Source organism: Prevotella sp. LCP21S3_D2 (assembly GCF_052118345.1).
Lineage (GTDB): Bacteria > Bacteroidota > Bacteroidia > Bacteroidales > Bacteroidaceae > Prevotella.
Window position 1 is genome coordinate 20231 of record NZ_JBQKHJ010000027.1, and the last position, 26819, is coordinate 47049.

Below are 26819 nucleotides of genomic sequence, written 5' to 3' on the forward strand. Positions count from 1 at the left end.
TTTTTATTGTATATTTGTGCCCGAAAGTATGAACTGTGGTCGCACACACATGCTTTGGTTCAATAATCAATTGATGGAAATGCACAGCCGGCACATATTACTATATAATAATGTTCGCGCGAAGCTTTCCTCAAAAATAAATACTTAAAACAATGGCCGAAAAAATCAGAATCAAGGATATTGCTGAAAGAGCTGGCGTATCCGTCGGAACGGTTGACCGAGTTCTCCATGAGCGCCCCAACGTATCCAAGACTGCCCGTGAAAAGGTGGAGAAGGCGCTGAAGGAGATGAATTACCAACCCAACATGTACGCCAGTGCATTGGCGTACAACAAATCGTACACCTTCTATCTGCTCATCCCTAAGCACGAATCGGAAGCTTACTGGGAAGAGATAGAGGAAGGTGCAAAGAAGTGTGAAGAGGTGCGCCGCGATTTCCATATCAACGTAGAAATCAGATTTTACGAGCGCTCCAATGAGGATTCGTTCCGTGATATGTCGAAAGAGATTCTGGAAGCACAGCCTGAGGGCGTCATCGTGGTTCCGTCTTCGCTCGCCGTAACACGGGAGTTGACCGAACAGCTGCATCATAAAAGCATCCCCTTCATCCTCCTCGACTCATACATGCCCGACCTGCGTCCGCTCTCATTCTTCGGTCAGGATTCGTTCTGCTCTGGCTTCTTCTCAGCCAAGGTGCTGATGATGATTGCCAGTGGCGAAAAGGAAATCATGCTGATGAGACAGACCAAGGACGGAAAGGTGGTCAGCAAGCAGCAGGACAACCGAGAGGTAGGTTTCCGCCACTACATGCACGATCACTTCCCACAGGTGGAAATCAAGGTACTCGACCTGCCGCTCAACGGAACCCGAAACGAATACGTGAAGATGTTGGAGAGATATTTTGCCGAGCATCCGGATACGCATCACTGCATCACCATGACATCGAAGGCACATATCGTGGGCGACTTCCTCCTGAAAACCAACCGCCGTGATGTTCAGATCATGGGCTATGACATGGTGGAGAAGAATGCCCACTGTCTGCGCGAGGGAAGCATCTCGTTCCTCATCGCACAGCACGCCTACATGCAGGGTTACTACTGTGTAGACACCCTCTTCCGGGCAATCGTGCTAAAGAAGAAGGTGACCACCGTGAACTACATGCCTATCGAGCTGCTGATGAAGGAGAACGTAGACTTTTATCGCAGAACGCAAATCTAAAATGATTCTGATTGAAGGAAATAAGTATTTGAATATATACATAATTATAAATATATAAAAACAACTACAGAATGAAACTATCAAGCTTTATCAAGATTAACCCTGCCGACTCGGTAGTGGTTTGCTTGCGCCCAATGAAGAAGGGCGAAGAGATTGAGGTAGATGGTAAGACCATCACCCTGTTGCAGGATACTCCTGCTGGACATAAGGTGCTCATCGACGATGCTGCCGAAGGAAAGGACATCATCAAGTATGGTTATCCAATCGGCCACGCCAAGAAGGACCTGAAGCAGGGCGAATGGGTGAACGAGAATAATCTCAAGACCAATCTTGCCGGAACTCTGGAGTACACCTACAACCCAGTAGACGAGCAGTTGAGCATCGCACAGGAGAACCGCACCTTCAAGGGATTCGTTCGCAAGAACGGCGAAGTAGGTGTAAGAAACGAGATCTGGGTGGTCCCTACTGTGGGCTGCGTGAACGGAATCGCAGAGAAGCTTGTTGAACTCCTGAAGAAGGAGACCAACTGCGAGGGAATCGACGCCATCCACGCATGGCACCATAACTATGGCTGTTCTCAGCTTTCAGGCGACCATGAGAACACCCGTAAGGTGTTGCGAGACATCTGCCTTCATCCAAATGCTGGCGCTGTGCTCGTACTCTCTCTCGGCTGTGAGAACAATCAGGCTGACGCTTTCATGGAGATGCTTGGCGACTACGATAAGGACCGCATCAAACTTCTTGTAACACAGAAGGTTGAAGGCGATGAGCTGGAGGAAGGCATGAAGCTGCTCCGTGACCTCTATCAGAAGGCTAAGGAAGACAAGCGCGAGGACGTGCCGGTAAGCAAGCTCCGCGTAGGTTTGAAGTGTGGCGGTTCTGACGGCTTCAGCGGCATCACAGCCAATCCATTGGTAGGTGAATTCTCTGACTGGCTGGTTGCTCAGGGCGGAACATCTATCCTCACCGAGGTGCCTGAGATGTTTGGTGCAGAGACCATCCTGATGAACCGTTGTGAAAACAAGGAACTCTTCGACAAGACTGTTCACCTCATCAACGACTTCAAGGAGTACTTCCTCAGCCACGGTGAACCAGTTGGCGAGAATCCTTCTCCAGGCAATAAGGCTGGTGGAATCTCTACCCTCGAAGACAAGGCGCTGGGCTGTACACAGAAGTGCGGCCGTGCTCCGGTCAGCGGCGTATTGCAGTATGGTGATCGTCTGGAGACTACCGGTCTCAACCTCCTTTCAGCTCCAGGCAATGACCTCGTAGCAGCCACAGCACTGGCTTCTGCAGGTTGCCAGCTCGTACTCTTCACCACCGGTCGTGGAACGCCATTCGGCACCTTCGTACCAACCATGAAGATTTCTACCAACAGCAATCTGGCAAAGAATAAGCCAAACTGGATTGACTTCAATGCTGGTGAACTGGTAGAGGGTACTGAGATGAAGGATCTTGTACGTAAGTTTATCGATAAGATTATCGCCGTAGCCAATGGCGAGGAAGCCCGCAATGAGAAGAACGGCTACAGCGAAATCTCCATTTTCAAGAATGGAGTAACATTGTAACATTAAATATAAAACATGAGTAATAAAAAAGGTTTGCTGGCGCTATCGCCGTTATTTCTGCTGATTGTCCTCATCGCAGTGTTCACCGTCTATTCTACGGATGCGACTCACAAGGACACCAGCTTGTCGCTCACCGTGGCATTCATGATATCCAGTATCTATGCCGTGGCGATTTCGGGTGGAATGCCCATCAAGAAGCGAGTAGATACCTACAGTAAAGGTGCTGGTGCCAACAACCTGATGCTCATGTTGTGGATATACGTACTGGCAGGTGCGTTCGCAGCATCGGCAAAGGCGATGGGGGCTGTAGACGCCACCGTGAACCTGGCGCTGAGCGTTCTGCCTGCCAGCATGATTCTTCCAGGACTCTTCCTGGCGGCTTGCTTCATCTCCGTCTCCATCGGTACCAGCGTAGGAACGGTAGTGGCGCTGGTTCCTATTGCAGCCGGACTGGCTAGTTCCATGCACGGCAATGTGGGTATGATGACCGCCATCATCGTGGGTGGCGCCTATTTTGGCGACAACCTTTCGTTCATCTCTGATACGACGGTGGTGGCAACCCAAACGCAAGGTTGCCGGATGAGCGATAAGTTCAGGGTGAATTCGCTCATCGTGGGTCCTGCAGCCCTCATCATCCTCGGCGTCTATGCCGTGATGGGAATCGGTCTTCAGGCTCCAACCGACATTGCAGACGTGGAATACGTCAAGGTATTACCTTATATATTAGTACTCGTCTGCGCCATAGCCGGCATGAACGTGATGGCTGTTCTGGCAATGGGCACGATACTCTGTGGCTTCATCGGCGTGGCAAGCTACTATCTCGGTTCTCCCCTCTCCTACGACCTGTTTGGCTGGTTCTCGGCAATGGGCAATGGAATCACGGGCATGGGCGAGCTGGTGATTATCGCCATGATGGCAGGTGGAATGCTGGAAATCATCCGGGAAAACGGAGGAATCAACTATATCATCGACAAGATTACCGCCCGTGTTCACGGCAAGCGTGGAGCCGAACTCTCCATTGCTGCGCTCGTATCGCTGGTGAATATCTGCACAGCCAACAACACGGTGGCAATCCTGACTGTAGGAAATATCGCAAAGAAGATAGGTGATAAGTTTGGCGTAGACAACCGCAAGGCAGCCAGTATCCTCGACACCTTCTCGTGTATGGTGCAGGGAATGATTCCTTACGGAGTTCAGATGCTTCTGGCAGCCGGTCTGGCAGGAATCAGTCCGATGGACATTCTGCCCTATCTCTACTATCCGGTAGCCATCGGTATTGCCGCATTCCTCGCAATCATCTTCCGCTATCCGAAGCGATATTATTAAACAGAAAAATATCATTTAAAAATCAGGCGATATGAACTTTTTACAGAGAAACCTTTTCATCAAGCTGCGTTCCGAGAATTTCGGAACCGATGAAGAACTGGAACCAATGACAACCTTCAAGATGCAGAAGATTGCCCAGATGATGAAGAACCTCAGCGACATTCCAGAGGGAGAAGTTCGCATGAACAACAGTTTTCTGAATCGCCGTCTTACCAAGATACAAGATGACGAACGCCATGCTATCGACACCTCGATAGAAACCGTCTACCTGCTGCGCATCATCGTGGGCAATGTGAACAGCATCCTGAAGAGCGGAATCAATCTGAAGGGAATCATCCAGCTGGGCAACTACCTGCGCACGAAAGGCGACAAGGTAGACTTCGTGAAACTGGAGAAATGGCTTACCAGACTTCGCATCCAGCGCATCGCACAGCTGGAAGGAAGCGTGCTCATCACCTTCTTTGACTTTGAACAGGACGAAATCCCGTTTGTTCGCCACGTAGAGCCTGGCGCATACAAGCATACGCTGCGCTCGCTCTATTACAACATTACGGAGCATCAGGACATCCAGTTTGAACAGAACAATGCCGGCTTCGTACATACTACTGGAGGCACCATGCGCAAGAATCTGCGCCGAAGCATGCGCTTCCTGCAGTATGCTCCGATAGAGACTATGAGCAATTTCATGAACAACTTCTTCCGTTCACTTTCGGAAATCGAAGAATAGTGAAATATAAATTTATATAAAAAACGAACACGTCTGATGCATATATCGGACGTTTTTCGTATCTTTGCAGTTATGAAAAGAAGTATCATAACAATAATTACCATTATTTTTACCCTTGGGCTTCATGCTCAAGTGCAATGTGAAGATACCTGCAGTCATGTACATGGTATTGACCTCAGCCATTACCAAGGGAATGTCTTTTGGGAAACTGTAGGTGATAATTCCAAGATGGCTTATGTCTATCTGAAAGCTACTGAAGGCGGAACCAACGTAGACGCCAAGTATAAGAAGAACATTGACCTGGCTCACCGGTACGGGCTCAAGGTAGGATCCTACCACTTCTACCGCGCCAGGATTCCGCAGCAGACGCAGCTGGAGAATTTCATGGCGCAATGCCGACCTGGGGATCAGGACCTGCTGCCGATGATAGACGTGGAGACCAAGAGCGGACTGAAAACTGAAGAGTTCTGCGACTCGCTGTTCAAGTTCCTGCATCTGGTAGAAAAAGCCTACAGACAGAAGCCGCTCATCTATACTGGAGCCAACTTCTACGACCATTATCTGCTGGGCAAGCTGGACAGCTACAAGCTCATGATTGCCCAATACTCCAAGCGGGAACCCGTATTGGCAGACGGCAGAGACTTCGAGATGTGGCAGTATACAGGTAAAGGCAGACTGAACGGAATCAATGGTTATGTTGACAAAAGCCGCTTCATGGGAAGGCATAGACTGAGAGAAATCAGATTCAGACATCGATGACTTTGAACTTCGTTACTTTGAACTTGGAGCTTTGAACTTTATGATTAGCTTCAGGGGGTAAAAGTGTGGGCTTGAGGTTAGAAAATCAATGATATCTGGAAATTAAAATATGTAAATCAATAAACTTTAAATAAAACTATGGCAATTATAAAATGTCCAGAATGTGGACGCCAAATTAGCGATAAAGCACCAACATGTCCAAGCTGTGGTGTAGAGATTGCGGGCAAAATCACCAAATGCCCTAACTGCGGAGAGGTATATTTCAATTATCTTGAAATGTGTCCTAACTGCCAGACTCCCAATCCGACATTGGTAGGTGGCAGAGGCGGATTCTCTCCTGCTCCTTCTGCACCGGTGCAGCCTGCACAGCCAGTGGAACCGGTTGCTCCAGTTCAGCAGCCAGCAAGACAAACCATGCAGCAGCCAGCAAGACAAACCATGGAGCAGCCAGCAAGACCGGCAAATCCGGGAATGCCTGCAACTCCTCCACCTCCACCAGTACGCCCAACGGCAGCTAACGGAAACGGAGGCGAGCAGAATCCGGCAAACAAGGAACCAGAAAAGAAGAAGGGAACCAGAAGCATTCTGATCATCTCGCTCATCTTCTCTGTTCTCGTCTGCGGAATCCTGTATTACTTCTATGACAATGCCAACAAGAACAAGGAGAAGGAAGCTTACGAATACGCCATGCAGAGTACTGACCCGATGGTTCTGCAGAGTTATCTGGACACCTACAAGGACGCAGACGAAGCCCACCGCGATTCGATTACAGCCCATCTTGACCGTTTGAAGCAGACGGATCAGGACTGGACCAATGCCGTGGTAAGCGGTTCTAAAGATGCGCTGCAGGCTTATCTGGAGAAATATCCGAACAGCATTCATAAGCAGGAAGCCATCAACAAGATTGATTCCATCGACTGGAATGTGGCTAAGAATGCGGATACGGCTGATGCTTATCAGACCTACCTGGATGACCACAGAGACGGTTCGCACATCGAAGAGGCTGAGAATGCCCTGAAGAAAGTGAAGGGGCGTGACCTGCAGCCGGAAGAGAAAGAATTTATCTCTAGTCTCTATCGCCAGTTCTTCCAGAGCATCAACGCTCATGATGGTGATGGGTTGCTCGCCAACTGCGAAGACATTCTCTCTTCACTGCTGGGCAAGAATTCTGCACCGAAATCGGATGTCGTTACCTTTATGGACAAGCTCTATAAGGAGGATGTTGCCAACATGAACTGGCACATCAACAATGATTATCAGATCAAGAAACGTGAGATTGGCGACAGCGAATATGAATATCAGGTAGTGTTCACCGCCAAGCAGGTGGTTGACAAGACTGACGGTTCCAAGCACGAACAGTTGTTCAAGATTTCGAGCACCGTTTCTCCTGACCTGAAGATTTCATCATTCAATATGTCGAAGGTAACTCCTGCTCAATAAAAAACATGGGAAAATAAAACATGGGAAAATAAAATATGGGAAAATAAAAACGCCCTGTAAGAACAAAAGCATTCAAGTTTCAATGACTTATTTTAAAGCTTTTGCCCTTACAGGGTGATTTTGTTTATTGCATCTGACTTCTACTTTGCGTCCTTCATCTGGCGAAGCAACTCTTTCTGTCTGTCATTCAAGCCGGTTGGCAACTTCACATTATAGGTGATCATCAGATCACCGAAGGTTCCATCGCCACGGTCGTAACCCTTGCCACGAACACGAACCTTCGTTCCGTTCTGAGTCTCAGGCTTGATCTTCAACTTAATCTTCGAACCGTTGCTCAGCGTGATGATTCCTTCACCACCCAGCAAGGCAGTATACATGTCGATGTTCACGTTCATGTTCATTTCGCCATTGTTGGTTCGAGCACCTTGCTGACCGCCGCAGCCGCCGTTGCAACCGCCAGTACCGAAGTCAGCACCTGCGCCATAACCGGCATTGGCTCCACCGAAACCGCCAAAGCCACCAAAACCGCCCGTTCCAGCGCCGCCTCCGAAGCCGCCGAAACCAGCACCGCCCTGGCTGCTGCGGGAACGGCCGCCGCCAAAGAGATTTTCGAAGAAGCTGGAGAATCCACCTCCGCCACTTCCGAAACTGCTGAAGTCGAAGCCCTCAAACGGATTGCCGCCAGCGCCACCGGCACTGCCGCCACCAAATCCACCACCACCGAAGCCACCGGCGTTCTTCCAGTTCTCGCCAAACTGATCGTATTTGGCACGTTTATCTGGATCTGACAACACCTCATACGCCTCGTTCAAAGCCTGGAACTTAGCCTTAGCCTTCGGGTCGTTAGGGTGCAAGTCAGGATGAAACTGCTTAGCTCTCTTACGATAGGCTGCTCGAACATCCTTCTGAGGAATGTTCTTGTCAACACCAAGAATTTTGTAATAATCTACGAATGCCATATTCTTATACCTCCTATTTTTAATTATTTTTTGAATTATCCAACAAAAAGTATGCCGTAATTGCCAACTTTTTTGTACTTTTGCAGAGTAATAATAACTTTTTAGTAATATGAAACTAGTATTTGCAGCGCTCTTGTTGGCGCTTACCATCAACTCACCCGCTATGGCACAGCAACGTACCGTAAAACTGAGAGTGATCGAAACGAGTGACGTCCACGGTTCCTTCTTCCCTTACGATTTCATCAACCGGAAGCCAAAGGCAGGTACTCTGGCTAGAGTTTCTTCCTACGTCAACGACCTTCGAAAGACGTATAAGGACAATGTTATCCTCCTGGAGAATGGCGACATTCTGCAGGGGCAGCCCACCTGCTACTATTATAATTATGTGAACACCCAGGCTCGCAACGTGGCTTCGGATGTGGTCAACTATATGAAGTATGATGCGCAGGCGTTCGGTAACCATGATGTTGAGACCGGTCATCCTGTTTACGACAAATGGATCAAGGAGTTGAACTGCCCTGTTTTGGGAGCCAACATCATCGACACCAAGACTGGAGAGCCTTACGTCAAGCCTTACATCATCCTGAACCGCGAGGGTGTGAAGGTTGCCGTGCTCGGCTTGCTGACTCCAGCCATTCCTAACTGGCTGACAGAGAATCTCTGGAGCGGTCTCCATTTCGAGAACATGGTGACCAGTGCCCGGAAATGGATGAAGCACATCCTGGAGAACGAGAAGCCGGACGTGGTAATCGGCGTCTTCCATAGTGGTAAGGACGGTGGAATCGTTACCCCTGAATATGAAGAGGATGCTTCGCTCAGAGTTGCAAAGGATGTGCCAGGTTTCGACCTAGTACTCTTTGGTCATGACCACACTCGATGCAACGAGACTGTTACCAATGTGGAAGGCAAGCCTGTTATTTGTCTCGACCCTGCCAATAACGCCCTCTCCGTAGCTGATGCAGAGATTACTCTGACCCTCAACAAGAAGAAGGTGAACGGTAAGAAGCAATATGTAGTGACTGACAAGAAAGTGGTAGGAAACCTTGCCGATGTGACAAAATGTCCTATCGACGAGGATTTCATGAAGGCTTTCGAGCCTCAGATTGCAGAAATCAACCAATATGTGGGCAAGCAGATTGGTACTTTCAAGAACACCATCCACAGCCGTGAATCGTTCTTCGGAAGCTGCGCCTTCAATGATTTCATCCTCAACCTGCAGCTCGAAATGACCAAGGCTGACATTTCCTTCAACGCTCCGCTCCAATTCAATTCCACCATCAACGCTGGTCCTGTCTACGTGAGCGATATGTTCAACCTCTATAAATATGAGAATCAGCTCTACGTGATGCGCCTCACCGGTGAAGAGATTCGCAAGCATCTGGAGATGAGTTATGACCTTTGGGTGAACACCATGAAGAGTCCTGATGATCATCTGCTTCTGCTCGACACCCAGACCAAGGGCGATCAGCAGCGCCTGGGCTTCAAGAATCTCTCCTTCAACTTTGACAGTGCTGCAGGAATCGACTATGAGGTGGATGTTACGAAGCCAGACGGAGAGAAGGTGAAGATTCTGCGCATGAGCAACGGTCAGCCTTTCGATGAGAAGAAATGGTACAATGTAGCCGTAAATAGCTATCGTGGCAATGGTGGCGGAGAGCTTCTCACTCGTGGCGCCGGAATTCCAAAGGACAGTCTGGACAGTCGAATCATCTACCGCAGCAAGCGTGACCAGCGCTACTACCTGATGGAAGCTATCGAAAAGATGGGCACTATCGAGGCTAAAGCCAACAACAACTGGAAGTTCGTACCGGAAGCATGGACCAAGCCTGCTGCCCAGCGCGACTATGAATTGCTGTTCGGCAAGGAAAAATAACTGAGTCCACTTTAAAAAGTAGTTTTTGGTTCTTTTTTCTATAACCCCATTTGATTATCAGATGGTTACTTTTGGAGGAATTATCAAAAATGACTTTTTAAAGTGGGCTCATAACTGAACTTTCGCAAGTTTCTTCCCACACGCCGGTGACCGTTGGTTCAGAGCGTGTGGGACTAACTTGCAAAACTTGAGAAAAAATATATTATGAAGTATTGGTTTATATTTTGCAAGAGTGACGTCTTGCTGGAGAAGAGAGAAGACGGAACCTATATGATTCCATGTAGTGAGGAATGTCCGATAGAGACAAAGCCCTGGACCCACATCCTCAACATCACTCCGATGGAGGACGGAACGGAGGTGAAAACCTTCACCATTCCGGAACCCGTCACAGACCATCCGAAGTTCGAGATGTGCGGTCTGCGCCCCAGTTTCTATAAGCTCGCACCTGAGCTTTATCAGAAGGCTGGCAAGTGCCAGGAACTGAACTACTGGGACATGAACACCCATTTCTGCGGCGTCTGCGGCGCTCCGATGCAGATGGCAACCGACATCAGTAAGAAATGCACCCAGTGCGGCAAGCAGGTCTGGCCATCTCTCGCCACCGCCATCATCGTGCTCATCAAGAAGGGCGATCAGGTTCTTCTCGTTCATGCCCGCAACTTCAAGGGCAACTTCGATTCTCTCGTAGCCGGATTCGTAGAGACGGGCGAAAGCCTGGAAGAAGCCGTGCATCGCGAGGTGATGGAAGAGACGGGACTTACCATCAGGAACGTGAAGTATTTCAGTTCCCAGCCATGGCCTTATCCAAGTGGACTGATGGTGGGCTATACGGCAGAATATGTGGATGGAGAAATCCACCTGCAGAAAGAGGAACTCTCTCGCGGCAAGTGGTTTAGCAAGGACAACCTCCCTATCCTTCCTGAGAAATTATCCATTGCCCGCCGCCTGATTGACGCCTGGCTGGAGGGCAAGATTTAATAGTTGAACGCAACAAGAAACTTTTGTTCTGAACAAGAAACAAGAATGCAACAAGAGATGAAAGAGAAACTTTGGAATGCTAACTATGTGAAGGTGATGACGACCAATTTCTTGCTCTACTTCGCCTTCTATCTTCTCACCCCGTTGCTCCCGCTCTATCTGAGTGAGACCTTCGGGACAACGAAGGATGTAATCGGCATTGTACTGAGCGGATATACTGTGGCAGCCCTCATCGTCCGCCCCTTCAGCGGCTATGTGGTAGACGGGTTCTCTCGAAAGAAAGTATTGATGATCTGCCTGGCATTCTTCGCCATCTTCTTTGCAGGATACATTGCTGCCAGCACCATCCTGATGTTTGCCATCTGCCGAACCCTGCATGGCGGACCGTTTGGCGCCGTAACCGTTGCCAACAGTACCTGCGCCATTGATGTCCTGCCTGCCAGCCGCCGCAACGAAGGCATTGGCCTCTACGGACTGAGCAACAATTTCGCCATGGCAATAGCTCCGTCTGTCGGAATCTATCTCCATAATATGGTGGGCAGTTACATGGTACTGTTCTGGATTGCCTTCATCGTAGCCATCGCTTCGGTGGTGATTGCCGGAACGGTTCATCTGCCGGAGAAGGAGATTGTGAAGAACAAGGAGAAGCTGTCCCTGGACCGATTCTTCCTGACCCGTGCCTGGCTGCTCGCCATCAACATTTGCATGTTTGGTTTCTGCTGGGGTGTTCTGAGCAACTATCTTGCCATCTACAGCAAGGAAGAACTCGGTATTACGGGCGGAACGGGAACCTATTTTGCCATTCTTTCGATGGGCTTGTTCCTCTCCCGCTTGCAGGGTCGTAAGGCACTGAGCAAAGGCAAGTTAACGCAGAATGCAGCCGAAGGAATGCTGATTTCGCTGGTGGGCTTCATCATCTTCGTCGCCATCAAGCATCCAGTAGCCTATTACCTCTCAGCCGCACTCATCGGTTTGGGCAACGGTCATCTCTATCCTGCCTTCCTGAATATGTTTATCAATGTGGCGCGCCACGACCAGCGAGGCACAGCCAACAGCAGTATTCTTACGGGTTGGGATTTGGGATTCGGAATCGGCTGTCTGCTCGGTGGTGTTGTGGCAGAGCATTTCAGCTACAACGGAACCTTCTGGATGGTAGCCATCGAAAATGCCGCAGCCGTCGTTCTGTTCTTTGCCGCCTCTAAAAGCTTTTTCGAGAAGCGGAGAAGAGTAGAATAGAATTTTCAGAAAAAATGTTCCGTGAGAAAACGGAAAAAGAAACAAAAAATGAGGGTGTGCCATCAACAAGATGGTGACACACTCTCAACTGTTTTCCAATGCTGTATTTCAGCTTAGAATGGAAGATCGTCAGCGCTTCCACCTGCTGCAGGAGCTGCTGGCTGAGCTGGAGGGAATGGAGCAGTAGCACCTGCTGCAGGAGCAGCTGCAGGAGCTGGCTGAGCAGGAGCTGCACCCATAGGAGGGAATGCTGAAGCACCAGGCTGCATTCCACCCATTGCGCCAACAGCGTTAGGATCTACGCGCTGCACGTTCCATGCGCGGATACTGTTGAACCAACGACCCTGATACTCGTGAGCATCAATATCGAAGGAAACCAAAATCTCTTCACCACTCTGAATATTGAACTGAGCCATACGGTCTGCGCCAAAAACATCAAAGCACAACTTCTTTGGATATGCTTCGTGAGTTTCGATAACATAAGACTGAGCCTTCCACTCGCCTCTCTGAGAAACGCCGCTTCTTTCTGGTAAAACGGCAATAACCTTTCCTTGTAATTCCATATTAATATTTTAAAGTTTTTATAGATTCAAACGATTCTGACTGCGAAATTACTAAAAATAGTTCTAAAACTCAAACTTTTATCCAATTATTTTTGTGTATGAACAATATTTTTTGTATTTTTGTGCTCAATTAAGCGATTATGCTAAATTAAATAGGTGAATAAGAAAAATAAAAAATTAATTTAAAATAAATACTCATGAGATTTACAGTTTCAAGTTCTGCATTGAGCAACAAGCTCAACATGTTAGCCAAGGTAATCAGCAGCAAGAATTCCTTGCCTATCCTTGATTGTTTCCTTTTCCAGGTAGCAAATGGTGAAATGACAGTTACTGCCAGCGATAGTGACAATATCATCAAGAGCACCATCGAACTGGCAGACAATGACGGCGAAGGCGAATTCTGCGTACCTAACAGAGTTATCCTCGATGCGCTCAAGGAATTGCCTGAGCAGCCTCTCAACTTTGATGTTGACACGGAGACCTTTGCTATCAAAATCGTTTACCAGAACGGTCTTTACAACTTCACCGGTCAGAATGCGGAAGATTACCCTCGCACACAGAGCATGAACGAGGCTTCTCATTTCATCGCCCTTCCTACAAACGTGCTGATTGACAACATCTCACGTTCTCTCTTCGCTACGGCAAACGATGAATTGCGCCCTGTAATGAACGGTATTTATTTCGACCTCACTGCCGATGCTCTCGCCATCGTTGCCAGCGACGGCCATAAGCTGGTGCGCAACAGAAACTACACCATCAAGAGCGAGACTCCAGCTTCTTTCATCCTTCCTAAGAAGCCAGCTTCCCTGCTCAAGGCTATCCTGACAAGAGACAGCGATGACGTGGAAATCAAGTTTGATGACCGCAGTGCCGAAATCCTTTTCGCTGACGGCGAGATGAGATGCAGACTCATTGACGGTCGCTATCCTAACTACAACTCCGTGATTCCTAACAATCCTAACGAGGTAACCGTAGACCGCAGGGCTCTCATCAGCGCCTTGCGCCGCGTAATGCCTTTCGCCAGCGAGAGCAGCCAGCTGGTTCGTTTCAGCATCGAATCAGGCAGAATGGAGGTTTCTTCTGAGGATATGGACTTCTCTACATCAGCCCGCGAGCAGATGTCATGCGAGTATGTGGGTTCGCCAATCAACATCGGTTTCAAGGGCAGCAGCCTGAACGAAGTGCTCAGCAATATCAATAGCGACAACATCATCCTCCAGCTCGCTGACCCTAGCCGTGCCGGAATCATCGTTCCTGCAGAGCAGACTGAAAACGAGGATGTCCTCATGCTCATCATGCCTATGCTCCTGAATGACTAAGGAGCAGCAGGCTTAACTGAATCGTCAGACAAATATTTTTAATAGAAAAATGAAACTCAACTTAAAGAAGCCTTTAATCGTGTTCGACCTTGAAACAACAGGTCTGGACATGGTGAAGGACAGAATCATTCAGATATCATACATCAAGGTAAGTCCGGACGGAACAGAGACAAGAAAGAACCTCTTTGTCAATCCGGAGAAGGAGATTCCTGCAGAGGTCGTAGCCCTCACAGGCATCAGCAACGAAGACGTCAAGGACGCTCCTACCTTCAAGCAGCTGGCAGCCACACTCGACAAGGAGTTTGCCGGCTGCGACTTTGCCGGCTACAATTCCAACCATTTCGATATTCCGATGCTCGCAGAGGAATTCCTCCGTGCCGGAATCGACTTCGACTTCAGCAAGTGCCGCCTCATCGACGCTCAGACCATCTTCATGAAGATGGAGCGCAGAAACCTGGCTGCAGCCTACAAGTTCTTCTGCGGAAGAAAGATGGAAGAAGATTTCGAGGCTCATAGAGCTGACCAGGATACAGAAGCCACCTACCGCGTGCTGATGGCTGAGCTCGACAAATATGCTCCCGGCGTTCAGGACGAACCGGAGCGCGTGCTCAACAACGACATGGACGAGCTGGCTGCCTTCTCCAAGCAGAACGACAATGTAGACTTTGCTGGCCGCATCGTATGGCAGGAAGTGAAGGATGCTGACGGCAATGTAATGACCGATGAGAAGGGCGAGCCTCTGAAGCATGAGGTCTTCAACTTCGGCAAATACAAAGGCTGGGACGTTGGCGAAATCCTGACCCGCGACCCAGGCTACTTCACATGGGTTCTGGGCAGCGACTTTACCAACAATACCAAGCAGGTACTTACCCGTATTCGCCTCCGTGAATACAATAAGCGTATGGGGAAATAGGAGAATGTTGAAAGGAAAGAAAATAGTACTGGGCATTACGGGCTCCATTGCAGCCTATAAGTCCTGTCTCATCATCCGCGGGCTCATCAAGAAAGGCGCTGAGGTGCAGGTGGTCATCACGCCAGCCGGCAAGGAGTTCATCACTCCCATCACCCTCTCTGCCCTCACCCATAAGCCCGTGGTGAGCGAGTTCTTCTCGCAGCGCGACGGAACATGGAACTCTCATGTTGACCTCGGACTCTGGGCAGACGCCATGCTCATTGCTCCCTGCACCGCCTCTACGATGGGTAAGATGGCTCACGGCATTGCCGACAACATGCTCATCACCACCTACCTCTCCATGAAAGCGCCGGTCTTCATTGCACCAGCCATGGACCTGGACATGTACAAGCATCCATCCACCCAGGCTAACATGAAGACCCTCCTGGGCTATGGCAATCATATCATAGAACCGGAAGTGGGATTCCTTGCCAGCGGACTGGAAGGCAAGGGACGCATGGAAGAACCCGACATCATCGTGGAGTATCTGGAACGATTCTTCAGCGAGCAGGAAGACCTGAAGGGCAAGAACGTGATGATTACTGCCGGACCCACCTATGAGAAGATAGACCCGGTGCGCTTCATCGGCAATTATTCTTCCGGCAAGATGGGATTCGCCCTGGCTGAGGAATGCCTGCGCCGTGGCGCCAACGTAACCCTCATCTCCGGTCCCGTAGCGCTCTCGTGCAGTCCCGGAATCAACCGCATCGATGTGGAGAGCTGCGAAGAGATGTATCAGGCCTCTACCCTGGCTTTCCAGCAGGCAGATGCAGCCATCCTCTGTGCTGCCGTTGCCGACTTCAAGCCGAATGCCGTTGCCGACAGGAAAATCAAGCGTGAGAAGGACGACCTGGAATTGCGCCTCGTGCCTACGCACGATATTGCTGCTGCCCTGGGACAGATGAAGCAGAAGAACCAGCGAATCGTGGCTTTCGCCCTGGAAACCAACGACGAGGAAGCCAACGCACAGAAGAAGAGACAGAAGAAGAATGCCGACTTCATCGTGCTCAACTCCACCCGCAATCCGGGAACCACATTCCGCACGGACGACAATCAGATAACGATTATCTCAGAAAAGGGCAAGAAAGAATATGAGAAGAAACCAAAGACTGAGGTGGCTAAAGACATCATCAACGAATTGGCAAAAATCCTGTAGGTGGATGAAAGCTGTCTGTACGGTATGGATTCTGTTCTGTACCGTACAGACAGTTTCTGCGCAGGAGCTCCAGGCCAAGGTCACGATCAACCACGCCCAGATTTCGGGCACGGACAAGAGCGTCTTCGAAAGCCTGCAGCAGACCCTGGAGCAGTTTCTCAACGACCGCCAATGGACCCATCTGCAGTTTGCCAGGAAAGAGCGCATCGTCTGTAATTTCAACATTACGGTAAGCAAATATGATAAAGATGCAAACATGTTTACATGCAAGGCGCTTATCCAGGCTAACCGACCGGTCTATAATTCGGCCTACACCACCACCATATATAATAATGTGGACCAGAACTTCACGTTCAAGTTTGCCGAGTTCGACCAGCTGGAGTTCAACGAGCAGCAGATAGACAATCAGCTGACGGCTCTCTGCGCCTATTATGCCTATCTCATCATAGGTCTTGACCTCGACACGTTTGCGCCCAAGGGTGGCGAAGATGTGCTTCAAAGATGCATGAACCTTGCCAACAACGCCCAGAACCTCGATTATCCGGGATGGAAGGCATTTGCCGATTCCAAGAACCGCTTTGCCATCATCTCCGATTATCTGGACGGCGCCATGGAACCCTACCGCCAGCTGCAGTATGATTATTACCGCAAGGGGCTGGACGAAATGGCAAGCAACGTGGAACGAGGCCGGGGCGAGATTACTACGGCTCTTACCACCCTTCTCCGGAAGGCGAGGGAAAACCGTCCGCTCAGTCTGCTGCCGCAGATATGGACTGATTACAAGAAGGATGAGCTTGCCAACATCTACAAGGGTCATGGAACCCAGAAGGAGAAGGAAGCCATCTACGAACTTCTCTTCAGCATCAACCCGTCTCAAAGCGCTTTCTGGGACAAGATAAAAGAATAAAGCCCCCGGCTTTCTGCCAGGGTTAGAAAAAAGATTTAATGAATTATGCTCAAGCAACTGTATATTAGAAACTTTACGCTTATAGACGAACTGGATATAAGACTACATCCAGGCTTCTCTGTCATCACTGGCGAAACGGGTGCAGGCAAAAGCATCATCCTCGGAGCCATCGGCCTGCTGCTGGGCAACCGTGCCGACAGCAAGGCCATCAAGTCGGGCAAGGACCGTTGCGTGATTGAGGCTCATTTCGACCTCTCCAGATACGACATGAAGGGTTTCTTCGACGACAACGACATCGATTTTGATGCAGAAGACACCATCATCCGCCGTGAACTGACCAGTGCCGGCAAGAGCAGGGCTTTCATCAATGACACTCCGGTTCCCCTGACCAAGATGAGAGAACTGGGCGAACAGCTGGTGGACATTCATTCGCAGCATCAGAACCTGCTGCTGCAGAAGGAAGATTTCCAGCTCAACGTGGTAGACATCCTGGCTAAGGACGCAGCTCAGATCAAGACCTACCAGGCTGCCTATCAGCAATATCGCTCAGCCCAGGCTGAGCTGGAACGGCTGGAGCAGGAACTCAACAGAAACCGTGAGAACGAGGAGTTCATGCGATTCCAGTATAAGGAACTCGACGAGGCGCATCTGGAAGCAGGTGAACTTGAGCAACTGGAGCAGGAATCAGCGACCCTGAACCATTCGGAAGAAATCAAATCAGCTCTCTACGAAGCCGACCATTCGCTTTCGGGCGATGAGGGAAGCATCCTGCAGCTGCTGCGCAATGCCAGCAACAGCATCAGCGACATCAGGGAGGTCTACCCCGAAGTGGCTGAACTTTCCGACCGCCTGGATTCCAGCTACATCGAACTGAAGGACATTGCGCAGGAAATCAGCCGAAGCCTGGACCGGATAGATTTCGACCCAGCCCGCCTGGAACAGCTCAATTCCCGACTGGATAAGCTCAACGCATTGCTGCAGAAATTCCATGTAGAGACCGTAGAGGAACTCATCGAAACCCGCGAACGTCTGACTCAGCAGCTTGACCATATCGACAATGGCGATGAGGACATCAGGCTCATGCAGAAGGAAGTAACCGACAAGCAGCTCAAGGCATTGTCGGCAGCCTATGCACTGACGAATCTGCGCAAGAAAGCCGCCAAGGCAATCGAGACGGAGATGAAGAACCGTCTCATCCCGCTCGGTATTCCTAACGTCCGGTTCGAGATAGAATTTGCCGAGAAACCGCTCAGCAGGGACGGTGCTGACAAGGTAAGTTTCCTCTTCAGCGCCAACCGCAGCACCCCTCTCCAGCCTATCAGCCAGGTAGCGTCCGGTGGCGAAATAGCCCGCGTGATGCTCTCGCTCAAGGCGATGATCAGCGGCGCTGTCAAACTGCCAACCATCATCTTCGACGAAATCGATACGGGAGTCAGCGGAAAGATTGCCGAGAAGATGGCAGAAATCATGACCGAGATGGGCAACCTGAACCGTCAGGTCATCTCCATCACCCACCTGCCTCAGATAGCAGCCATGGGCAGCCATCATTATAAGGTGATGAAGGAGGAAACCCAGACCGCAACCATCTCGCAGATGCGGGAACTGACTCCTGAACAGAGGGTGGAAGAAATCGCCCAGATGCTCAGCGGAAGCGACATCAGCCAGGCGGCACTGGCTAATGCCAGGGAGTTGATAAACAAACATGCCAAATAATAGATATGAAAAGAATCAATATAATAATTTTGACTCTGATGCTGGGAGCATCGAGTGTCCTTGCGCAACCTGGCTCTGTACAGAAGGTTGCCAAAAGCGTCTTCACCTTGACTACATTCAATAAGGACGGCGCCATCATATCATCTACACAGGGAGTGTTTATTGATAACAAGGGTACTGCCATCAGTACTTTCAAGCCTTTCGTAGGAGCCACCAAGGCCAGCGTGGTCGATGCCACGGGAAAATCGTATGAAGTTGACGCCATCATGGGAGCTGATGAGCTTTATGATGTTGCCAAATTCAGAATCAAGGCGAATACGGCTGCGGCTACCATCGCTGCAAAGGAGACGGAAGCCGGACAGAAAGTGTGGCTCGTTCCCTACTCTATCAAGAAGTCGCCATTCCAGCAGGAAAGCATTACGAGTGTAGAGAAATTCCTTACATCCTACAACTACTACATCTTCTCTACGGGAGTTCCTGAGAATGCGGTAGGCTGTCCTTTCGTCAACAAGAACGGACAGGTGATAGGACTGATGCACAGCAACGGTCAGACCACGGCGATTGACGCCAACTACGCCAGTCAGCTGAAAGTTTCCGGTCTTTCATCGCTCGATGCCGCCCTGAGAGAGACTTCCATCCGCACAGCCCTGCCTGATACAGAGGAGGAAGCCATGACCATGATGACCCTGAAGAAGGGTCAGCTGAACATGCAGGATTATGACAAGTATGCTGACGAATTCATCGAGAAATTCCCTACATCTGCCTTCGGATATAAGGAAAAGGCGCTCGACCTGGTGAACGACAGCAAGTATGAAGAGGCTGCCCGAATGATGGAAACCGGCATTAAGAAGTCTGCTGCCAAGGATGAGGCTCATTCGGATTATTCTGACATCATCTATCAGAAGATAATCTATAAGGGCGATTCCGTTTATACAGCCTGGACACTGGACAAGGCGCTTGACGAGGCTCGCCAGGCTTACGCCATCAAGGCTCAGCCGGTCTACAAGCATCAGGAAGCCCGAATCCTCTTCACTAAGGGCGATTATGCAGATGCAGCCAATATCTTCCTCGATCTGACCAAGACTCCTATCAATAGCGGTGAGCTCTATCTGGAGGCTGCGCAGGCAAAGACAAGGCTGAAAGCTCCTGATTCTGAGATTGAAATGCTGCTCGACAGTGCCGTCAGCGTGGGAGCCCGCACCAACATGGCGGGGCCATACTATCTGGCTCGTGGTCAATATCTGGCAGGCAAGGGGCAGTATCGCCGTGCCGTTCAGGACTTCAACATGTACGACAGCATTGCGCGCCCGGTAGATCCAGCCTTCTTCTATGCCCGCTATCAGTGCGAAACCAAGCTGAGAATGTGGCAGCCAGCGCTGTTAGACATTGCCCGAACCTGCTATCTTGCGCCAAAGGAGCCAACCTTCTTTGCCGAGTGGGCAAGTCTGGATTTGCGAGTAAAGCGTTATGATGAGGGAATCAGTGCCGCATCCCGCTGCATTGAGTTAGCCCCTGAATATGCTGACGGCTACCTCCTCCTCGGTCTGCTCTATAAGGAGAAGAACATGAAGGCAGAAGCCATCAAGAATCTGAAAAGGGCAGAAGAGCTGGGCGATAAGCGAGCTGCCGGATATCTGGAAAAGATAAAATAGCAAGCAAGTTTTTACGAAAAGAATAAGAAAATGGGGGAAAAGCTCTGGATTTAGAGATGAGCTTTTCCCCCTTCAACTATATTTATTTCTCGTGTAATTTTCTTATTTTATTTTCCCGTAAACTGTCCCATGAAGAGGATGCTACCGCTCTGTCTGTCAGTAATCGTATAGACGAACGGACAGTCAGCATGGAAAACCACATGGCGCTCTTCTCTTGGCGCCAGGGCTGTAAGCATGATGGCTCCGGTAACGGCAGCAGCCTTGGTTCCTGTTTCGCTCACCTCTATCTTTGCCTTCTGCAGCATCTGACTCACGAAGAAATCGCCCTTGGCGAAACGGCTGAAATCTGCCTTCGACGGGTTGAAGATAGATGGCGCACCCAGCTGACTGATGATGTCGTTGAGCGGCAATTCTATTTCTGTGGTAAACTTAGGCAATTTCAAGTCTACCTTGCACTCCTCCATATTTCCCATCATTGTCCTGAATTTTCCTGCATCCATACCCTTCATCATCTCGTCGATGCTCTTGCCCTCTTTAGGCAGCATGACGGTCATGCAGTAGGTTCCGTTGCCGTAGAGCAGCTGCACCGCCTTGAAGGTTTCATTCTCATAATAGTCGAATTTCTCTTTCTGATGCATCATCTCCACCTTCTGGATATCGCGCGTATAACCACGGAAATACTCCAGCTTCGTGTCATTCTTGTCAAACTCCTTCATCCAGGTGCCCTTGAAGTAAATGGCGTTCAGCAGATAGGAAACTGCACTAGGCTCCATGCGGTCGATAAACTTCGGAATCATTCCCTTTGTCTGCTTCTCGCACCAGGAGTTGATGCGGTCAGCTGACTTCTGTGAATTGAAGTCGAGGCTCTCTATTCCAGCCTGATAATTGTCAGAAACAGCCTTCACAAAATCTTTATCCAACTGATATTTCTTGTTGACAGCCACGTAGTTAGCGATGTTCACTTCGGTCTGCTTGTCCAACTTACCAGCACTCATGATCAGCGCCTTATACAGTTCGTTCAGTTCCTTCAGGCTCACCCCTTCGCAGCCAATCGCCTTCATGATTTCCTGCTGGGTTTCACCGTCAGCGCCGTTTGCCAACATACCCATGAGATAGGAAACGCTCATAGGCGAAACCACCTTCGAGTCCATTCCCGAAACCTTCTGGAAGAGGTTGAAGGCAAACTTGTTGTTCTTCTGCAGAATGTCGAGCTGAGCATCCGAGAGAGTCAGATATTGTTCGTCCATATCCATATCTTCGCTAGGGCGAGCCACCTGGTTCCCGTCCTTGATTTCCTTATTCACGTTTTTGCTTGTAGAGCAAGAGTTGATAGCCATAGCTGCCAGCATCATCAGCACGGCAGACTTCATCATGTTATTCTTTTTCATAATCTCTTCTTTTAAATTTCGTCTGCTAGTAAAATGCAGCAGTCGGGAAATCCTTGCATCTCTCTTCTTTATTTTAACTCTTCTTAATATTTCTCAAAAATAATAGTTTAAAAACCGTAAAAACCTTTGCACATTCCAGAAAATAATACTATCTTTGCATTTTACATAAAGGAAAGAAACAGTTACTAACAATCAAAACAATTTAAATTATGAGCAAATATTTTGCAGAATCAGAATTGATCATCAATGAAGATGGAAGTTGCTTCCACCTCCATTTACGCCCGGAACAGGTGGCGGATAAAGTAATTCTCGTAGGCGACCCAGGTCGCGTAGCTCTCGTAGCATCCCATTTCGAGGAGAAGGAATGCGAGGTTTCAAGCCGCGAATTCCACGCCATCACCGGAACATATAAAGGCAAGAGAATCACCGTGCAGAGCACCGGAATCGGATGCGACAATATCGATATCGTGGTCAACGAGCTCGATGCCCTGAAAAACATCGACTTCGCTACCCGCACCGAAAAACCTGAGCACACCACCCTCACCCTCGTACGCATCGGAACCTGCGGCGGCCTGCAGCTCAACTGTCCTGCCGGAACCTTTGTCGCTTCACAGAAGAGCATCGGTTTCGACGGACTCATCAACTTCTATGCCCGCCGCAATGAAATCTGCGACCTCGAGACCGAGGCTGAGTTCAAGCGCCAGGTGAAGTGGAACGACCAGATAGGAAATCCATACTGTGTAGACAACGACCCGGAGCTGCTCAATCAGATTGCCGGCGACGACATGGTTCGCGGAATCACCATCGCCTGCGGCGGTTTCTACGGTCCTCAGGGCAGAGAGCTCCGTGCCCCTCTTGCCGACCCGGAGCTTAACGCAAAGATTGAGGAATTCGAGTATAAAGGCTTGCGCGTCAACAACTTCGAGATGGAGAGTTCAGCCCTTGCCGGTCTTTCTCTCCTCCTCGGCCACAAGGCATTAACCTGCTGCATGGTCATCGCCAACCGTCGAGCCCTCAGTGCCAACACAGGCTATAAGAGCACCATCGACAATCTCATCAAGGTTGTGCTCGATAGAATCTAGTTCATTGCAGCAATACGCCCTGAAGGGGCAGAAGCTCCTAGCCCAGGGCAACGCCTGGGTTGAAACAGCAAACAACTCTGTCGCCCTGAAAGGGCAAAAGCTTTAAAATTCGAACCCCCGCTAGGCGTCCCGGCGGATTTGAAATCCGCCGTAAAAAAAGGTTCGACCTATTAAAACCCTGGGGATTTGTAATCCCCCAACAAAAGGAAAGCATACTCCTTTGCTGCGGATTACAAATCCGCAGAACCTAAATAGGTTAGGATATTTTTAAACGCCGGATAGCAAATCCGGCGGGACGCTAATGCCCTGAAAGGCTAAAACTCATTGCAGCAATACGCCCTGAAGGGGCAGAAGCTCCTAGCCCAGGGCAACGCCCTGTGTTAAAACAGCAAACAACTCTGTCGCCCTGAAAGGGCAAAAGCTTTAAAATAAACAAGAAAGAATGAAGAATCAAGAAGAATGTATCTGCGCCCTGGCAACCCCAGCTGGCGGCGCCATCGGAATCATCCGACTCAGTGGCTCCGACGCCATTACCCTCACCGACAAAATCTTCCAGTCTGCCAACGGCAAATCCCTGGAAGAAGCCAAGCCCTACACTCTGCATTATGGCGAAATCAAGGATAAGGATGGCAACACCATCGATGATGTACTGGTGAGCGTGTTCCGTGCACCCCACAGTTATACAGGCGAGAACTCCACCGAGATTTCCTGTCATGGCAGCCGATACATTCTTCAGCAGGTTCTCCATCGTTTTACGGAGGTAGGATGTCGCCAGGCAGAACCGGGCGAATACACCCGTCGTGCCTATCTCAACGGCAAGATGGACCTCTCCCAGGCAGAAGCCGTAGCTGATCTCATCGCCTCTACCAACAAGGCAACCCACAAGATGGCGCTCAGCCAACTGAAGGGTCATTTCAGCAACGAACTCTCCCTGCTGCGCGAAAAATTATTAAAGATGACTTCGCTCCTGGAGTTGGAGCTCGACTTCAGCGACCACGAAGAACTGGAGTTTGCCGACCGCAGCGAACTCCAGGCACTAGCCGAAGAAATCAATCACAAGATTACCACCCTCGCCCACTCCTTCGAGACCGGCAACGCCCTGAAGCAGGGAGTAGCCGTAGCCATCGTAGGCAAGACGAATGTGGGCAAGAGCACCCTGCTCAACCGTCTGCTCCACGAGGAGAAGGCAATCGTGAGCGACATTCACGGAACCACCCGAGACGTAATCGAAGACACTACCCTCATCGACGGAATCACCTTCCGCTTCATAGATACGGCAGGAATCCGCAAGACGGATGATGTTGTAGAAAACATCGGAATAGAGCGCACTTTCCAGAAGATGGAAGAGGCGAAGATAGTAATCTGGCTATTAGATGAGCAGCCGTCAGTCTCAGAAATCGAGGAGATGAAGCTGAAGAACCAGGGCAAGAAGCTGCTGGTAGTATTCAATAAGATGGATAAGCTGGAGGATGAAAAGCTTGAATTCGATAAGTTCACTCATTCCTGCGGTTCAGATTCCAGCGAAGCAGAATCCCCACTCTTCATCAGTGCCCGTACAGGCGAGAACGTTTCATCCCTGGAGCAGGCATTAGTAAAAGCTGCTGATATTCCTGAGATTACCGAGAACGACGTCATCATAACGAGTGCCCGCCACTACGAAGCCCTCATCCGTGCCCATGATTCCCTCTCCCGAGTATTGGAGTCGATGGAAATGGGAATGAGCGGCGACATCATCGCCGAAGATTTGAAGATGGTTTTGGAAGAATTGGGCGAAATCACTGGCGGACAGATAAGTAGCCAGGAGACATTGAACAATATCTTCAAGCACTTCTGCATCGGAAAATAAGTATAAATAGGGTGTGTCATAAGTCCATAATACATGCTCGCAAGTCCGCTAGGCGTTGGGGTCCGTTAGGCGTTCCTGCGGATTTGCAATCCGCAGACAAAAAAGGTTCGACCACTTTAATGCGGATTTGAAATCCGAAGCCGTAGGCTTTTCATATCGCCAAAATCGTGATGCAGCATTCTCGCTTGAGGCGGATTGCAAATCCGCAAGGAAATAGGTCGAACCTTTTTAAACGGCGGATTGCAAATCCGCCGAAACGCCTAGCGGGCTTGCGTTTCTAATAGAACGCCTAGCGGATTTGCGAGCTTTATTATGGACTTATGACACACCCTCCTTGTTTTATACATTACTCCCCAAACTCCTCCTTCACATCAAAGCAAGGACAATCCTTGGCGGCGAACTCGTTGTGGCCATGAACTATCGCCTCGGGATATTCCTCCTTCAGCTGTTCTATGAGCGCTTTCAGCGCCGCCTTCTGCTCGGAGGTTCGGGTATCCTTCGGCTTGCCATCCTTGGAAAGCCCGCCGATGTAGCATACTCCGATGCTCACGGTGTTGTGTCCCTTACAGTGGGCGCCAACTTCCTCCACTGATCTGCCCATGTGGATGCTGCCATCACGATAAATCACGAAATGATAACCGATGCAGAAAAAGCCACGCTCACGATGCCAGCGGTCGATGTCGGCAACGGTAAAGTTGCGACCTTCTCGGGTCGCACTGCAATGAATGATGATTTCCTTAATCTTACGCATGAAATTACTATTTTAAATGAATGAATGTTAGGGCGGAAATCCTAAAATGCTATCGAGATTTCATCACTACCCCAATCTATGATACGTAACTTGATACACTCCTTCTTTTTAGAAGCCTTCCTTAATCGTTCACAAAGTCGGTCGAAGTATTCCTGAGAATGAATCACCAGCCCTGTGGCTGCAGCCTTACCCAGAATGATGCAGCCGTTTTCCAGCGTCATCGGTCCATTACCGGGTTTGAGACAAGGAGTATTAATACCCACTTCCCAAACAGCCTGTCCCTTCCTCAGGATAACAGGCATTTTTCTACTCTTATTAGCTATAGAAACAAAAGCTATCTCATAGTCTCCTGCAGGCAAAAAACGCTCAGGATGTTCTATGGTATTACAAACTGTCGTACCCTTTATTACTAATGTGCCGTCTACTCCCCATCGGGTAAAGCGACGGCGATAAATGATTATTTCCATAAATATCGAAAAATAAAATTGATTTATTGATAGGGCCATTAAGGATTTCCTTACTGAAAATCCTTAATGACCGAAAATGACCGTGACCGTTAATGACCGGATGTATTAATGGTCACTTACTTTAAACCACTATTATACTGAAGGTTGAACCTTCTGGTAACGCATATCGGGCAGCACACCTATCAATCCCTGCCGCTTCCAGTTTTTCAACATCTGTCTAACAACCTCACGAGTTACGTTAGCCCCCTTTACAGCTATACTTTGCTGTAATGCCTGTTCAAAGGAAAAAGTAACGTCAAGCCGCTCGAAGATAGAATCATTTTTGCCGCGTCGGGAACGATCATAAGTCGTCTGACCGCAATAACTCTTGGATGAGAATGCATCCTCTATGCGACTACGGAAGAAGTAGAGTGCATTGTCCAACTGATAATCTGCCAGGATATTGAAGGCTTCGAGCATGGTTGGTGTCTGCGTCTTTACGATCATTTCCTTCCATAACAGCGGATTCTGTTTCAGCTGCTTCTCGGCACCCTGGAAACCATGTTTCTGAATCAGTGTCTCAGCTACCTTACAGAGCATGATGCAGGTCATCATTCTCATCGTGGTAGGACAGATACGGAAACGCTGGCGGGCTTTCACCTTGTCGTCATTTTTCATGGTCTCCAATCGTATCTGTTCCAGCCACTCCCTGCCCTTATTCTCCAACTTAGGCAGAACCACCTCGCCCTCCATCAGGGGCAAGAGATGAGCTATCTGCCGTATGTGCTCACGTTGAGTTTCGGTCAGCACGAAGAGATTGTCTGTAAGCGGAGTGAACGTGTTGTCCGGTGTTCGCGCCACGACAATACGGCTTTGGAAACCATCCGTATAATTGTTCACTACCCGATAGAGTGCATCTGGCGTTCCGCACATCACAACGTTCCACAAAAGATGTTCGATA

The 26819-nt window shown here is 49.5% G+C and carries 22 protein-coding genes and 1 pseudogene; 17 read left to right on the forward strand and 6 right to left on the reverse strand.

What is annotated here, in order from left to right; translation table 11 throughout:
* The first annotated feature begins 152 nt into the window (after positions 1-152).
* The 6 genes from ACTQ16_RS13610 to ACTQ16_RS13635 all read left to right on the forward strand — a co-directional run bounded on the left by ACTQ16_RS13610 (position 153) and on the right by ACTQ16_RS13635 (position 7037).
* Positions 153-1217, forward strand: a complete 1065-nt coding sequence (locus tag ACTQ16_RS13610; protein WP_441937871.1) for a LacI family DNA-binding transcriptional regulator — start codon at positions 153-155, stop codon at positions 1215-1217.
* Between the two features lie 71 nt (positions 1218-1288).
* On the forward strand, positions 1289-2785 hold the full coding sequence (locus tag ACTQ16_RS13615) for an altronate dehydratase family protein (RefSeq protein ID WP_294970505.1): 1497 nt from the start codon (positions 1289-1291) through the stop codon (positions 2783-2785).
* Between the two features lie 15 nt (positions 2786-2800).
* On the forward strand, positions 2801-4111 hold the full coding sequence (locus tag ACTQ16_RS13620; protein WP_294970503.1) for a Na+/H+ antiporter NhaC family protein: 1311 nt from the start codon (positions 2801-2803) through the stop codon (positions 4109-4111).
* Between the two features lie 31 nt (positions 4112-4142).
* Entirely contained in the window at positions 4143-4838 is a 696-nt protein-coding gene (locus tag ACTQ16_RS13625) for a hypothetical protein (protein ID WP_294970501.1), read from the forward strand.
* Positions 4839-4910: 72 nt separating this feature from the next.
* Complete coding sequence (locus ACTQ16_RS13630) at positions 4911-5597, forward strand: glycoside hydrolase family 25 protein (RefSeq protein WP_153126117.1); 687 nt, start codon at positions 4911-4913, stop codon at positions 5595-5597.
* A 138-nt stretch (positions 5598-5735) separates the two neighbouring features.
* Positions 5736-7037, forward strand: coding sequence for a double zinc ribbon domain-containing protein (locus ACTQ16_RS13635; RefSeq protein ID WP_441937873.1), 1302 nt, complete (start codon positions 5736-5738; stop codon positions 7035-7037).
* 140 nt (positions 7038-7177) lie between these two features.
* On the opposite strand, the gene ACTQ16_RS13640 is transcribed toward ACTQ16_RS13635, so the two are convergent.
* Positions 7178-7996 (reverse strand): DnaJ domain-containing protein, encoded by an 819-nt coding sequence (locus ACTQ16_RS13640; RefSeq protein ID WP_217761218.1) that lies wholly within the window; start codon positions 7994-7996, stop codon positions 7178-7180.
* A 109-nt stretch (positions 7997-8105) separates the two neighbouring features.
* Here ACTQ16_RS13640 and ACTQ16_RS13645 point away from each other — a divergent pair, with 109 nt between their 5' ends.
* The 3 genes from ACTQ16_RS13645 (at position 8106) to ACTQ16_RS13655 (ending at position 12083) form a co-directional block, all read left to right on the forward strand.
* Positions 8106-9869 (forward strand): bifunctional metallophosphatase/5'-nucleotidase, encoded by a 1764-nt coding sequence (locus tag ACTQ16_RS13645; RefSeq protein ID WP_441937875.1) that lies wholly within the window; start codon positions 8106-8108, stop codon positions 9867-9869.
* Positions 9870-10070: 201 nt separating this feature from the next.
* The gene (nudC, locus tag ACTQ16_RS13650; RefSeq protein ID WP_441937886.1) at positions 10071-10847 is read left to right on the forward strand and encodes an NAD(+) diphosphatase; all 777 of its coding nucleotides are present in this window, start codon (positions 10071-10073) and stop codon (positions 10845-10847) included.
* A 45-nt stretch (positions 10848-10892) separates the two neighbouring features.
* A complete protein-coding gene (locus ACTQ16_RS13655; RefSeq protein WP_295346458.1) occupies positions 10893-12083 on the forward strand; it encodes an MFS transporter in 1191 nt (396 codons plus the stop codon).
* Between the two features lie 113 nt (positions 12084-12196).
* Here the strand turns inward: ACTQ16_RS13655 and ACTQ16_RS13660 are convergent, their stop codons facing one another.
* Positions 12197-12646 (reverse strand): DUF3127 domain-containing protein, encoded by a 450-nt coding sequence (locus tag ACTQ16_RS13660; RefSeq protein ID WP_293630174.1) that lies wholly within the window; start codon positions 12644-12646, stop codon positions 12197-12199.
* Between the two features lie 197 nt (positions 12647-12843).
* Between ACTQ16_RS13660 and dnaN the strand changes: the two genes are divergently transcribed.
* The 6 genes from dnaN to ACTQ16_RS13690 are packed head-to-tail and all read left to right on the forward strand — an operon-like array spanning position 12844 to position 20345.
* Positions 12844-13965 carry a DNA polymerase III subunit beta gene (gene dnaN / locus ACTQ16_RS13665; RefSeq protein WP_441932305.1) on the forward strand — a complete coding sequence of 374 codons (1122 nt, stop codon included), beginning with the start codon at positions 12844-12846 and terminating at the stop codon, positions 13963-13965.
* 49 nt (positions 13966-14014) lie between these two features.
* A complete protein-coding gene (locus ACTQ16_RS13670; RefSeq protein WP_294970486.1) occupies positions 14015-14878 on the forward strand; it encodes a 3'-5' exonuclease in 864 nt (287 codons plus the stop codon).
* Between the two features lie 4 nt (positions 14879-14882).
* On the forward strand, positions 14883-16073 hold the full coding sequence (gene coaBC / locus ACTQ16_RS13675) for a bifunctional phosphopantothenoylcysteine decarboxylase/phosphopantothenate--cysteine ligase CoaBC (RefSeq protein ID WP_294970484.1): 1191 nt from the start codon (positions 14883-14885) through the stop codon (positions 16071-16073).
* 4 nt (positions 16074-16077) lie between these two features.
* The gene (locus ACTQ16_RS13680; RefSeq protein ID WP_441937877.1) at positions 16078-16980 is read left to right on the forward strand and encodes a DUF4835 family protein; all 903 of its coding nucleotides are present in this window, start codon (positions 16078-16080) and stop codon (positions 16978-16980) included.
* Positions 16981-17025: 45 nt separating this feature from the next.
* A complete protein-coding gene (gene recN, locus ACTQ16_RS13685) occupies positions 17026-18693 on the forward strand; it encodes a DNA repair protein RecN (RefSeq protein WP_441937878.1) in 1668 nt (555 codons plus the stop codon).
* Positions 18694-18698: 5 nt separating this feature from the next.
* Positions 18699-20345 carry a tetratricopeptide repeat protein gene (locus ACTQ16_RS13690; RefSeq protein WP_441937879.1) on the forward strand — a complete coding sequence of 549 codons (1647 nt, stop codon included), beginning with the start codon at positions 18699-18701 and terminating at the stop codon, positions 20343-20345.
* 107 nt (positions 20346-20452) lie between these two features.
* On the opposite strand, the gene ACTQ16_RS13695 is transcribed toward ACTQ16_RS13690, so the two are convergent.
* Positions 20453-21733 (reverse strand): serpin family protein, encoded by a 1281-nt coding sequence (locus ACTQ16_RS13695; protein WP_441937880.1) that lies wholly within the window; start codon positions 21731-21733, stop codon positions 20453-20455.
* Between the two features lie 209 nt (positions 21734-21942).
* On the opposite strand from ACTQ16_RS13695, the gene ACTQ16_RS13700 reads away from it, so the two are divergent.
* Positions 21943-22815: a nucleoside phosphorylase gene (locus ACTQ16_RS13700; protein ID WP_441937881.1), complete on the forward strand. Its 873-nt coding sequence runs from the start codon at positions 21943-21945 to the stop codon at positions 22813-22815.
* Positions 22816-23257: 442 nt separating this feature from the next.
* Positions 23258-24661, forward strand: coding sequence for a tRNA uridine-5-carboxymethylaminomethyl(34) synthesis GTPase MnmE (gene mnmE / locus ACTQ16_RS13705; protein ID WP_441937882.1), 1404 nt, complete (start codon positions 23258-23260; stop codon positions 24659-24661).
* A 346-nt stretch (positions 24662-25007) separates the two neighbouring features.
* Here the strand turns inward: mnmE and ACTQ16_RS13710 are convergent, their stop codons facing one another.
* The 3 genes and pseudogenes from ACTQ16_RS13710 to ACTQ16_RS13720 all read right to left on the reverse strand — a co-directional run.
* On the reverse strand, positions 25008-25412 hold the full coding sequence (locus ACTQ16_RS13710) for an N-acetylmuramoyl-L-alanine amidase (RefSeq protein WP_441937884.1): 405 nt from the start codon (positions 25410-25412) through the stop codon (positions 25008-25010).
* A gap of 41 nt (positions 25413-25453) precedes the next feature.
* Positions 25454-25879: a DUF5675 family protein gene (locus ACTQ16_RS13715; protein ID WP_295346783.1), complete on the reverse strand. Its 426-nt coding sequence runs from the start codon at positions 25877-25879 to the stop codon at positions 25454-25456.
* Positions 25880-26011: 132 nt separating this feature from the next.
* Positions 26012-26819: pseudogene (locus tag ACTQ16_RS13720) on the reverse strand (DUF3987 domain-containing protein); the annotation flags it as partial.